The 11,326-nt window shown below is 61.2% G+C and carries 12 protein-coding genes and 1 pseudogene; 5 read left to right on the forward strand and 8 right to left on the reverse strand.

Annotated elements, in window-relative coordinates; genetic code table 11:
* Nucleotides 1-38 precede the first annotated feature (38 nt).
* The 4 genes from M0654_RS00005 to puuD all read right to left on the reverse strand — a co-directional run bounded on the left by M0654_RS00005 (nucleotide 39) and on the right by puuD (nucleotide 5,369).
* Nucleotides 39-560 (reverse strand): hypothetical protein, encoded by a 522-nt coding sequence (locus M0654_RS00005; RefSeq protein ID WP_248681251.1) that lies wholly within the window; start codon nucleotides 558-560, stop codon nucleotides 39-41.
* Between the two features lie 475 nt (nucleotides 561-1,035).
* Entirely contained in the window at nucleotides 1,036-2,181 is a 1,146-nt protein-coding gene (locus tag M0654_RS00010) for an alpha-hydroxy acid oxidase (protein WP_248681252.1), read from the reverse strand.
* Between the two features lie 654 nt (nucleotides 2,182-2,835).
* Nucleotides 2,836-4,146 (reverse strand): guanine deaminase, encoded by a 1,311-nt coding sequence (gene guaD / locus M0654_RS00015; protein ID WP_248681253.1) that lies wholly within the window; start codon nucleotides 4,144-4,146, stop codon nucleotides 2,836-2,838.
* The gene (gene puuD, locus M0654_RS00020; protein ID WP_248681254.1) at nucleotides 4,143-5,369 is read right to left on the reverse strand and encodes a urate hydroxylase PuuD; all 1,227 of its coding nucleotides are present in this window, start codon (nucleotides 5,367-5,369) and stop codon (nucleotides 4,143-4,145) included. The genes guaD and puuD overlap by 4 nt, the downstream gene beginning before the upstream one ends.
* Before the next feature lie 316 nt (nucleotides 5,370-5,685).
* Here puuD and M0654_RS00025 point away from each other — a divergent pair, with 316 nt between their 5' ends.
* Nucleotides 5,686-6,042: a hypothetical protein gene (locus tag M0654_RS00025; RefSeq protein WP_248681255.1), complete on the forward strand. Its 357-nt coding sequence runs from the start codon at nucleotides 5,686-5,688 to the stop codon at nucleotides 6,040-6,042.
* Nucleotides 6,043-6,052: 10 nt separating this feature from the next.
* On the opposite strand, the gene M0654_RS00030 is transcribed toward M0654_RS00025, so the two are convergent.
* Nucleotides 6,053-6,961, reverse strand: a complete 909-nt coding sequence (locus M0654_RS00030; protein WP_118851587.1) for a LysR substrate-binding domain-containing protein — start codon at nucleotides 6,959-6,961, stop codon at nucleotides 6,053-6,055.
* A gap of 117 nt (nucleotides 6,962-7,078) precedes the next feature.
* Between M0654_RS00030 and M0654_RS00035 the strand changes: the two genes are divergently transcribed.
* Complete coding sequence (locus tag M0654_RS00035; protein ID WP_248681256.1) at nucleotides 7,079-7,306, forward strand: hypothetical protein; 228 nt, start codon at nucleotides 7,079-7,081, stop codon at nucleotides 7,304-7,306.
* Here M0654_RS00035 and M0654_RS00040 read toward each other — a convergent pair.
* A complete protein-coding gene (locus M0654_RS00040; protein ID WP_118851586.1) occupies nucleotides 7,303-8,238 on the reverse strand; it encodes a LysR substrate-binding domain-containing protein in 936 nt (311 codons plus the stop codon). The genes M0654_RS00035 and M0654_RS00040 overlap by 4 nt on opposite strands.
* A 108-nt stretch (nucleotides 8,239-8,346) precedes the next feature.
* On the opposite strand from M0654_RS00040, the gene M0654_RS00045 reads away from it, so the two are divergent.
* Nucleotides 8,347-8,580, forward strand: coding sequence for a hypothetical protein (locus M0654_RS00045; protein ID WP_248681257.1), 234 nt, complete (start codon nucleotides 8,347-8,349; stop codon nucleotides 8,578-8,580).
* On the opposite strand, the gene xdhC is transcribed toward M0654_RS00045, so the two are convergent.
* Nucleotides 8,554-9,393 (reverse strand): xanthine dehydrogenase accessory protein XdhC, encoded by an 840-nt coding sequence (xdhC, locus tag M0654_RS00050; protein WP_248681258.1) that lies wholly within the window; start codon nucleotides 9,391-9,393, stop codon nucleotides 8,554-8,556. The two genes, M0654_RS00045 and xdhC, sit on opposite strands and share 27 nt — an antisense overlap.
* Before the next feature lie 186 nt (nucleotides 9,394-9,579).
* Nucleotides 9,580-9,950, reverse strand: a pseudogene (locus tag M0654_RS00055) (endonuclease domain-containing protein).
* A 121-nt stretch (nucleotides 9,951-10,071) separates the two neighbouring features.
* Here M0654_RS00055 and M0654_RS00060 point away from each other — a divergent pair.
* A complete protein-coding gene (locus M0654_RS00060) occupies nucleotides 10,072-10,986 on the forward strand; it encodes a DMT family transporter (protein WP_248681259.1) in 915 nt (304 codons plus the stop codon).
* 76 nt (nucleotides 10,987-11,062) lie between these two features.
* Entirely contained in the window at nucleotides 11,063-11,323 is a 261-nt protein-coding gene (locus M0654_RS00065; protein ID WP_248681260.1) for a sunset domain-containing protein, read from the forward strand.
* Nucleotides 11,324-11,326 lie beyond the last annotated feature (3 nt).

Below are 11,326 nucleotides of genomic sequence, written 5' to 3' on the forward strand. Positions count from 1 at the left end.
CTTCTCGGCGCAAATCCCGGGTCAGCTCTCAGTGCAAATCAACAAGCCAGCGGCTTCCCCCGGTCGCGTATCTCCTTCCGTCTAGCCGCCACGCAACGGCATTGTTTCAGGAGACGACACTCGTCATCTGAGAGCTCAATGAAGTAGTCATCCCGGTCGGAAATTTCCGCGATCTCCTGTCTCAGAGCCGCGACAGTGTCTTCGGAAACGGCGAATGTCTGAAGCTGTGCGGCAAAGCCGTCATAAGTCGGCACGCCGATTCCGGGAGCTCCGATACTCGTGAGGCTGGCGTCAATCTCGCTGAGGATCTTCGCTGCCGCCTGCCAACATTCGAGTGGGTGATCTGGGTGCTTCAGGGCGACACGCAGAACGCCATCTATCGCATCCTGCTTGAACTCATCGAAATACATTCCGTTACGGAGAGCCGGGTCAGCTAGCTCATCACCGCTGACCGCTATGAGATCCCACATCAGTTCCACGCCTGCAGACACGCTCATCTGTCCACATAGTTCGACGCATTTTAGCTCTGCCTCTGTGATGAATTCTTCTGTTGGAGCCATGATCCCCTCGCGTCATCGATGGCCTTCCATAGCTGGTAGGTCTTTAAGGTCGCGGGAAGATCAAAGCTCAAATGCCACGCAGTTCTGATAAAGCGCCGGACGAGTATCGGGCTGGCTCCGGGCTCCTTCTTCAAAAAGCCGAAGATCGAACCGACCTGCTTGCTATTGCGGACACTAACTCGATCTGGATGCAAAAGTCGAACTCCGTTCGGAGCACTATATGGCCCCCAATCCGGGAGGAGTGACTCGTCACCGCAAGCTATTCAATGAGGTGGCCGGCCATGGACCGTCGGGTGAAACCGATTATCGTCCGAGAGGCCTGAAACATCCGCTCTACCTCAGCAACACTAATCCCTTCATCGAGCGTCGTCAGGTCGACGCTGATCGCGCTATCCTAGAACTGTGTCGCGTGTGAGCGGTCCATCGTGTCACGAACTTCGGGATTCGTGACTTTTCTGAACCGCGTGCTCACGGCCTAGAAAGAGGTATTCGCCAGGATGCTGCGATCGATCGTCTGGATGTCACGCTTGCCGCAAAGGGCCATGGTGATGTCGAGTTCGTTGCGGATGATCTCGAGCGCCGTCGTCACGCCAGCCTTGCCCATGGCGCCCAGTCCATAAAGGAACGGCCGGCCGATATAGGTGCCGCGGGCGCCAAGCGCCACGGCCTTGAGCACGTCCTGGCCGGAGCGGATGCCGCCATCGACATGAACCTCGATCCGGTCACCCACGGCCTCGACGATCTTCGGCAGCATGCTGATCGAGGACGGCGCACCATCCAGCTGGCGACCGCCGTGGTTGGAAACGATGATCGCATCGGCACCGGTATCGGCCGCGGCGCGCGCATCCTCCTCGTCGAGGATGCCCTTGATGATCAGCTTGCCGCCCCACAGATCCTTGATCCAGCGAATGTCGCTCCAGGAGAGCCGCGGGTCGAACTGTTCCGCGGTCCAGGCGCCGAGCGAGGACAGGTCGGAAACATTGCTCGCATGGCCGACGATATTGCCGAAGCTGCGGCGCTTGGTGCCCAGCATTTCCAGGCACCAGCGTGGCCGGGTGACGAGCTGGAAGGCCGCGTCCAGCGTCGGCTTCGGCGGTGCCGACAGGCCGTTGCGGATATCCTTGTGGCGCTGCCCGAGGATTTGCAGGTCGGCAGTAACAACAAGCGCCGAGCAGTTCGCCGCCTTAGCTCGCCCGATCAGCCGCTCGATGAAACCGCGATCCTTCATCACGTAAAGCTGGAACCAGAAGGGCTTGGAGGTGACCGAGGCGACGTCCTCGATCGAGCAGATGCTCATGGTCGAGAGGGTGAAGGGAACGCCGAATTCTTCGGCCGCCTTCGCTGCCAGCATCTCCCCATCGGCATGCTGCATGCCGGTCAGCCCGGTCGGCGCAAGCGCCACGGGCATCGACACCTTCTGGCCCACCATGGTGCTTTCCAGCGAGCGATCAGTCATGTCCACCAGCACGCGCTGGCGCAGCTTGATCTTGCTGTAATCCTCTTCGTTGGCCCGGTAGGTACCTTCCGTCCAGGCGCCGCTGTCTGCGTAGTCGAAGAACATCCGCGGCACACGGCGGCGGGCAAGTTTCTTCAAATCGGCAATGGTCAGCGGCTTGGACATGATCGGTAAATCTCCGGCAGAAGGTATCGTCAGCTATCATGAGTAGTCCGAGCACGTCAGCAAAAAAGACATCTACCAACGTTCTCTCGCATGTTGGCATCACGCATGGTCGAATAACGCGGGGCGCCCTTGGATGAGTAGCAGCGGACCGATCTGAGTATGAGGTGTTCGGCGACGTGCTCCTAGACGGCTTCCTGCGCGCTGCCTATGCTCGTAGAGGCGCCGACTGAACATTAGGGGGGATGGGGTGGAAGACCGGGATAGATTTCTCGCAATGGAAGCTGCTGCGATTGCCGGCGCAGCGCAGGGACTCAAGGCTTTACTGCTGCTGAACGGCGGGGCATGTGTCTCGCTCCTAACATTCGTTGGCGCCTTGGCTACGAGTGAAAAACTGCGTCCCGAATTCGTTGATCTGGTGCAAGCAACGACTCGGTCCTTGTTAGCTTTTGGCATTGGGGCAGGTTTAGCGGTGTTCGCGTGCTTCTTTGCGTACTGGGCGAACCAAGGTTATGCAAACGCCCTAATAGGGGGCGGCAAAGGTTGGTCGCAGGGATCGGCTATGAACCATGGAGCAGCACTCGTGGCGCTCTCATCTCTTGGCTGCTTTGGATGTGGCATATATCTTATTGCCCGCTCGATGCCTTGACCGGCGCCTCACGCCAATACGCTCTTCATCGCCTCGCCGGCGACATAGGTTTCCACCACGGCGCGGTCGTCGCCCATGGTCTGCAGCAGGAAAAGTTCTTCCGGCAGGCTCTGGATCGTTTCCATCCGAAGCTTCATCGCGGGCGTCGGCGCCGCATCCAGCACCACCAGGTCGGCAGTCGAGCCCACGTCCAGCGTGCCGATATCGTTCTCCATCGACAGCGCCTCGGCGTTGCCCCTGGTCATCAGGTAGAAGCTTTCAAACGGGTTCAGCCGCTCGCCCAGCAATTGCTGGATCTTGTAGGCCTCGTCCAGCGTCCGCAGCATGGAGTAACTCGAACCGCCGCCGATATCTGTGGCGACCGCCACGCGCACCGGCTTGTCGCGGCGCATCAGCGATTTCATCGGGAAAAGGCCGGAGCCGAGGAACAGGTTCGAAGTCGGGCAGTGCACCGCCACGCTGCCGGCCTCTGAGAGGACATCCGCCTCGCGCTCGGAGAGATGGATGGCATGGCCGAGCAGGGTCTTCGCGCCCAGAAGCCCGTAACGAGCATAGATGTCGGTGTAGTCGATTGCCTCGGGGAAAAGCTCGCAGGTGTAGCGGATTTCCTCGTGGTTTTCGGAAAGATGCGTCTGGATGAAGAGGTCGGGAAATTCTTCCGCTAGCGTCTGTGCCGCCTTCATCTGCGTCGGCGTCGAGGTGATGGCGAAGCGCGGCGTGATCGCCACGTGGTTGCGGCCCTTGCCGTGCCAGTCGGCAATCACCTGGCGTGTCTCGTCATAGCCCATCTCGGGGGTGTCGAGCAGGCCCTGCGGTGCGTTGCGGTCCATCATCACCTTGCCGCCCACCATGCACATGCCACGCTTCATCGCTTCGGCGAAATAGGCGTCGGCGGAGGCCTTGTGGACGGAGCAATAGGCCGCGGCCGTCGTCGTGCCGTGGCGCAGCAGTTCGTCATAGAAGTGGGTGGCGATGCGGGCCGCATGGTCGGTCTCGACGAAGCGGCATTCCTCATGGAAGGTATAGGTGTTCAGCCATTCCAGGAGGCTGCCGGCATAGGAGGCGATGACCTGCATCTGCGGGAAATGCATGTGGCAGTCGATGAAGCCCGGCATGATCAGGTGGGGGCGGTGGTCGATCTCCTCCACGTCTGCCGCGGCTTCATCCTTGACCTTGGCGTAGTCGCCGGCGGCAGCGATCTTGCCGTCCGCAACCAGCAGCGCGCCGTCGTGTTCGTAAACGTAGCTGGCGCTGTCGGTCATGGAAAGCGGCGCGCGCTTGAAGGACAGCAGGCGTCCACGGATGAGTTTGGTGGTCATTGCGAAATGCTGCTTTCATACCAGGCGGTGAGGAGCCGGCGTTCTTCCGGGGTGATGGCCGTGACATTGCCGGGTGGCATGGCATGGCTGCGGGCTGCCTGGATATAGATTTCCCGCGCATGTGCGGCAATCTCCGCGTCCGTCTCCAGTTTCACCGATTTCGGCGTAAAGTTGATGCCCTCCCAGACGGGCTCGGCGGCGTGGCACATGGAACAACGCGCCTGCACGACATCGCGGGCGGCGCCGAAATGGTCGTTTGCGGCGAACTTTTGCGCGACGGGCGACATGGAGGTCTCGGTTTCCCCGGTCAGCACCTTCGGCACCGTCGAAAGCCACATGATGGCGATGAACAGCAGCACCGTGACCAGCCAGGTCCAGGTCGGCTTGCCCTTGCGCGCATGCGTCGTGTTGAACCAGTGCCGGATCGTGACGCCCATCAGGAAGACCAGCGCCGCGATCACCCAGTTGAACTCGGTCGCAAACGCCAGCGGATAATGGTTCGACAACATGAAGAAGATGACGGGCAGCGTCAGGTAGTTGTTGTGGAGCGAGCGCTGCTTGGCGATGACGCCATATTTCGGGTCCGGGGTGCGGCCGGCAATCAGGTCCGCCACGACGATCTTCTGGTTCGGGATGATGATGAAGAAGACGTTCGCCGACATGATCGTCGCGGTGAAGGCGCCAAGATGCAGGAAGGCCGCGCGGCCAGAAAACACCTGCGTGTAACCCCAGGCCATGGCGATCAGCGCCAGGTAGAGCACGCCCATCAGGCCCCAGGTGTTCTTGCCGATCGGCGACTTGCAAAGCTGGTCGTAAAACACCCAGCCGATGGCGAGGGACGCAACCGAGATGAGCACCGCCTGCCATGACGACAGATCCATCACCGAACGGTCGATCAGGAAGAGGTCGGCGCCGCCGTAATAGACGATGCACAGCATCAGGAAGCCGGAGAGCCAGGTGAAATAGCTCTCGTATTTGAACCAGGTCAGGTGCTCGGGCATCTGCGCCGGCGCCACCAGGTATTTCTGGATATGGTAGAAGCCGCCGCCATGCACCTGCCATTCCTCGCCATAGGCGCCGACCGGAAGGTGCGGCCGCTTCACGAGGCCAAGATCGAGGGCAATGAAATAGAAGGACGAACCGATCCAGGCGATCGCAGTGATCACATGAAACCAGCGAGCGGCAAAACTCAGCCACTCCCAGGCTACGGCATATTCATACATTCAGGCACCCCTTCGTCCGTCACATGATCCCCTGACTCGGCGCCACTTTGCGGAAAAACCGCTCAAGAAGAAAGTGCCTCTCTGCGGGAACATTTTGCACGGACGTGGGAACCTGGAACATTGGCTTTGAGTTCAAAGCCTCATAGCGCGCTTTTGATACCGAATGCCGCAGATTTTCAGACCGCCGCTTCCCCTCCCAAACGTGGCCGGGCCGGCGATGACATTCTTCACATGCAATGCAGATGCACCGGCGGGCGCCGGGTAATGCGTGACAGGCTCGCCGGGGATGATTGGTTCATCAACGGAGACTAAGCTTATGCGTCTTGTTCTGACAGGATCGATGGTTGCGTTCGCGTGCCTTTTTTCGACTGCCGCACTTGCCCACGAGGCCCATAGCGGGAGCGGCATGGCGTGGAAATATGATGGCTTCTGCTGCAATGGCGACAACCACACCGGTGATTGCCAGATGATCTCCACCCGCAACGTCAAGGTGACGGAGAACGGCTACGAGATCCAGCTGAAGCCCGGCGACCATCGGATGATCACGCGCCCGCACCGCTTCACCATGAAGCAGAGCCAGGCCCGCCGCAGCCAGGACGAGGAATATCACATCTGCCTTTACCCGACGGAAGATAACCTGCGTTGCTTCTACGCGCCGGACATGAGCTTCTGACCGTTCAGTCTCAACCGGGCAGTTGGTCGGGTTCGTCCGCCATGATCTTCAGGATGAAGTCGCGGAACAGCCGGATCTTGCGTTGATTGCGCTTCGCTTCGGGGTAAACGAGCCAGTAGTCGCTGCCGTCGCTTGCAAGAATGTCGAAGGGTTGGATCAGCCGCCCGAGCGCGACGTCGTCGGTATAAAATTCGGGTTTCAGGATCGCCACGCCTTGGCCCGCCACGGCCGCCGCCGCCTCGAATGACTGGGCGCCGAACCGGCTGATCGGCCGGCTCTTCAGGTCCACATCCGGCAGGCCCGCGGCTGCAAACCAGATCGGCCACCAGATATCGCCGGGGTCGATGATCCTCAGCTTCAGGATGTCTTCCGGCGTCTTCACACCACCGATGGTTTCCGCCAGCTGCGGGCTCAGCATCGGCGTGAAATGGCTCTTCATCAGGAAATGCGACTTGAGCCCCGGCCACGTGCCGCTGCCGCTGCGGATGGCGACGTCGCCTTGGGTGCGCGTGAAGTCGATCGTTTCCTGCGATGTCTCGAGCAGCACGGCGATGCCCGGGTTTTGCAGCTGGAACGTCCCAAGGTAACGGCTCAGCCAGCGCGACGCGAAGGTCGCCGTCGTGTGGATGATCAGCGTTCCCTCCGACGTATTGCTGAGGCTCGCCACCGCATCGTTCATGATCGCGAAGGCTTCGCTGATGCGCGGTGCCAGCCGGTTGCCCGCTTCCGTCAACGTTACCTGCCGGGGCCGACGCAGGAAAAGCTGTTCACCGAGCGTGTCTTCCAGCAGCTTGATCTGGTAGCTCACCGCCGTCTGCGTCAGCCCCAGCTCTTCTCCGGCCTTTGTGAAGCTCATTTGCCGCGCGGCGGATTCGAACACGCGCAGCGCATTCAGGGGAAACTGCTTGGACATCTTCATGAATGAGGTCTCTTGATCCATGGAGACGGGATTTCGATTGGATCATCCGCCGCCTCGCGCGCACACTACCTCCATATCAAACCAGTGAAAACGGGTTCATCCCGTTGGAGGTGCACAATGTTTCCGACACTGAGCATGAATTTCGGCCGACTGTTGCCGCAGATCAAGATCACTGATCTTTGGCGTCCAAGCCAGGCGATGCATCAAAATGCAATCGACCCCGCAGAGATGCCGGAAAGCTGGCAGCGTGATCTCGGGCTTCTTGATGGACGTGGTCCGCGCGGCGATGTCCACAACGGGGCCGCGCAGGCGTCACGCATGATCTCGCTGCCGCGAGGCCTCTAAGCGTTTGTGGAAGGCAAGGCCACGTGGCCGGGAATGGTTTCCATCTCGCGGGCCAGCGCTGCCTGGATCCAGTTCGAAAAGGCGCGGATCTTGGCAGTGTTGCGGCGTCCGGGTTGGTAACAGAGCCAGTAGGTCTTGGCATCGCCGAGGCAGATGTCGAAGGGCTGGATCAACCGCCCGGAAGCCAGTTCGCCGCTGAACAGGAAGGGGCTCAGCATCGCCACGCCATGCCCGGCGATCGCGGCATTGGCTTCAAGGTCGAGCGCGCCTGATGCATCGAGATGCATTTCCCGGATCGGCAGCTTGTCGAGGCCGGCCGCCTTGAACCAGTCCTGCCAGAAACCCTTGCCGTTCGAAATCCACGGCAGCTTCATCAGGTCGTCCGGCTCGCGCACGCCGCCGATCCGCTCGGCAAGGCTCGGCGTCAGCATCGGCGTGTAGGTGAGGCGAATGAGCGGATGGCAAACCAGATCATCCCAGGGTTTTGCCGCGATGCGGATCGCCACGTCCGTTGGCGGCGGGTCCATGCTGTCATGACCGGTATGGCGCACCAGCCGCACCGCGATATTCGGGTGCTGCAACTGGAAATCTCCAAGATGCCGGGCAAGCCAATGGGAGGCAAAGGTGGGCGTGGAGTGGATCTCTAGCAATTCGTCCGCCGTGCCGCGGGCCGACTGCACGGCTTCCGACAGCAGCTGGAAGGCGTCGGCCACTTTCGGCAGCAGGTTCTGGCCGCATTCCGTCAGTTGCAGGGCGCGTGGCTTGCGGATGAACAGCCGGTCGCCGAGGTAATCCTCGAGGATCTTGATCTGGTAGCTCACCGCCGTTTGCGTCATGCCGAGCTCTTCGGCGGCCCGCGTGAAATTCTCCAGCCGGGCCACGGCTTCAAAGACGCGCAGGGCATTGAGCGGGAAACGGCGGGACAGTTTCATCATAAGCTCTCTTGATCGATACTCATGATAATTGAATTGGAAGAACAAGCCAATCAGGCGCATGGATGCGGTGAGACAAGCAATTCAGCTTATCGACGTGAGACAACCATGCGTGGCGCAAAGGCCTATCATTTCCCGTCCCTGCCATTCCTGCCGCAGAGCCTGTGGCGGCCGGCACGAAGCTTCGTCAACCGGCTCCTCCTGCGCCATGTCTGGTCTGTCCCGGATCTCCCGAAGGACCTGCATGGTGATGTCGGGCTTGGCGAGGAGCTTCCGGCGGGGCGGATGGACGCCTTCTGCAGCGCCCGGCGCGGTTCAGCGATGCGGAACCTGCCGTTCTGACGTTTTCGTCTCGCGTAGCGCGTAAACCGTCAAAAGCTCTGCCGCCACCAGCGCGGCGATCACTGCCGGCCGCTTGTCCCTGACCACGTTGCCGCCGATCGGCAGCACCAGCCGCGACAACATCTCGGCGTCTCCATCACCGTCGCGCTTCAGCCAGTTGGTGAAGGTGGCGCGCTTGGTCTGGGAACCGATCATCCCGACATAAGCGAGGTCGGGTCGCGCCAGGGCTTGCCGTGCGATCATGAAATCCAGCGCATGGTCGTGAGTGAGAATGATGACGGCGCCATTGCTCGGGATCTTCGAAACCACCGCTTCCGGCATAGGCGTCAGCTGTTTTGCCGTGCCGTCGGGCAAGTCGTCCAGCGCCTCGGCGCGCGTTTCCACGACCGTGACGGCAAAGGGCAGGGGTGCCAGCGCCTCGGCCAGCGCCTGCCCGACATGCCCGGCGCCGAACAGGAACACAGCCGGCCGTTCGTCGGCTTCGTCCGCCAGCCGCCGCGTCAACTGCTCGGCCACCGGTCCGGTGACCGGCGTGAAGCTGATCCGCGTCCGGCCGCCGCAGCACTGGCCGATCTCCGGCCCGAGCGGAATGTCCATCACTGGCTCGCCGGCGCCCGAAAGCATGGCGCGGGCGTTGTCGATCGCCATGAACTCGAACTGCCCGCCACCGATCGTGCCCCAGATCGCTGCGTCCGCGACCAGCATGAAGGTACCTGCCTCCCGCGGCGTCGACCCCTTCGCCTGGACGATCTCGACCAGCACGCTTGCAGGATGAGCGGCAATGAAAGCGGTGAGGGATTGTGTCTGTGTCATACACCCCCCTCTGCCCTGCCGGGCATCTCCCCCTCAAGGGGGGAGATTAATCGTTGCACTGTCCCGCCCCATTCCCCGCCGCAACTGCCGCGGGCTCTGCGCCGACTTGCAAACGGGCCGGCGCAGCTTGGTGATCTCCCCCCTTGAGGGGGAGATGCCCGGCAGGGCAGAGGGGGGTAACAGCGATCAGTCAAACTCATGAATTCCTATCGTGCGCAACAACTGCATACACACATCATCAAGCCGGTTGTAGATCTCGTCATTACTATACCGCACCACGCGCCAGCCGAGTGAACCCAACTGGCGATCCCGTTCGCCATCGCTTCTGATCCTTCTGTCAAATGAGTGGCCAACGCCATCGATCTCGATGATCAGCTTGTGATCCGGGCAGGCGAAATCGACGATGTAACCTGCGATCGCATCTGCCGCCTGAAGGACAGGTCCATCAGCCGATGCGCGCGGACCGCATTCCAGAACTTGAGTTCCGCGGGAGTAAGCGTCCGCCGCATCCGTCGTGCATGGGCTCGATTGGCATCGCGAACATCATAATGCGGCATGGCTTCTATCCGATCACACTCATCCGATATGATCGCGAACTTCTATTTCTGGCAAGGCGATCTGTTTCGGCTCCGGGCAGTCTTGCTTTCCCTACAAAACTCGCTAGCGCTTTCATCCACCATGAAGCCTCGCGACCTTGCCATCTACATTTTCCTTGCAACGGCCTGGGGCCTTTCCTTCCTCATCGTTTTGAAGGTGGTGGCGGCGTTCGGCTGGGTGGCCGCGGTGTCGATCCGCGCCTTCGTGGCCTGCCTCACGCTTTACCTCATCGCGAAGTTGACCGGGCGGCGGCTCGATTTCAGCGCCGGGTGGTGGCCCTTCTTCGTGGTCGGCGCGACGACGGTTGCCGGGCAGTTGCTCGGGCTTTCCTATGCGACTCCGCTGATCGGGACTGCGATGGCCGCAATCATCGTTGCCTCCATCCCGCTGTTTTCCATGGTCATCAGTCAGGTCTGGGGTCTGGAGCGGATGCGCCCGAGCGGCTTGCTGGGCCTCGCGCTTGGCGTTGCGGGCATGGTGCTGCTGGTGGGGTTCCCGGCCGTGCCACTGACGGGTGAATTCCTGCTCGGATGTGCCGCGACGCTCGGCGCCTGTTTTTCCGCCGCCTTCGGCAGCAATTACGCCAGCCACCGGCTGAAGAACGTCGGCTCCTGGGAGGTGACGATGGGCTCCTTCCTGTTCGGTGGCCTCATCGCATCGCCCTTCCTCGCACTGGTGCCCGTACCCGCGCTGCCCGGGTTCATGGACATCGTCTACCTGCTGATCGCCGGCTGCGTGATGAGCGCAACGACCTATGTGCTGTATTTCACGCTCGTCGGCTCAATCGGCGCGACGAAGGCAATCAGCGTCGAATTCGTGGTGACGGTGGTGGCTGTTTTTGTAGGTGCCGTTTTCCTGCAGGAGCCGCTGGCGCCGGTGCAGTTCGTCGGCGCGGCCGTCATCATCCTCGGCTGCGCACTGGTGCTCGGCCTGTTTCCCTGGCAGCGGCCGAAGATCAGCCAGATTCCGGTGCCGCATCAGGACGGCGTGCCGTGACCGGCCCGGCCCCAGTATTGCAATTTTAACGTTCGGCGCAACCTGAGGTAAAGCTCTTCATGCCATGCTCGCGAGCATGAGCAACTTTACGCTTGCCACCGTCCTCATTTCTGCGGCCGTCTTCACTGCAACGGGCGGATACACGCTGCTGCCGAAGTCGCTCTACGATCCGAGTTGCAACATCAAGGGCAACATCTCGATTGGGACGGGCGAGAAGATCTACCATGTGCCCGGCCAGCATTATTACGCGGCGACGAAGATCAGCCCCCAGCACGGCGAGCGGTGGTTCTGCTCGGAACTGGAAGCGCGGCAAGCCGGCTGGCGCAGAGCCGGCTAATAG

Origin of the sequence: Neorhizobium turbinariae (genome assembly GCF_023223505.1) — a bacterium.
Classification (GTDB): Bacteria; Pseudomonadota; Alphaproteobacteria; order Rhizobiales; family Rhizobiaceae; genus Neorhizobium; species Neorhizobium turbinariae.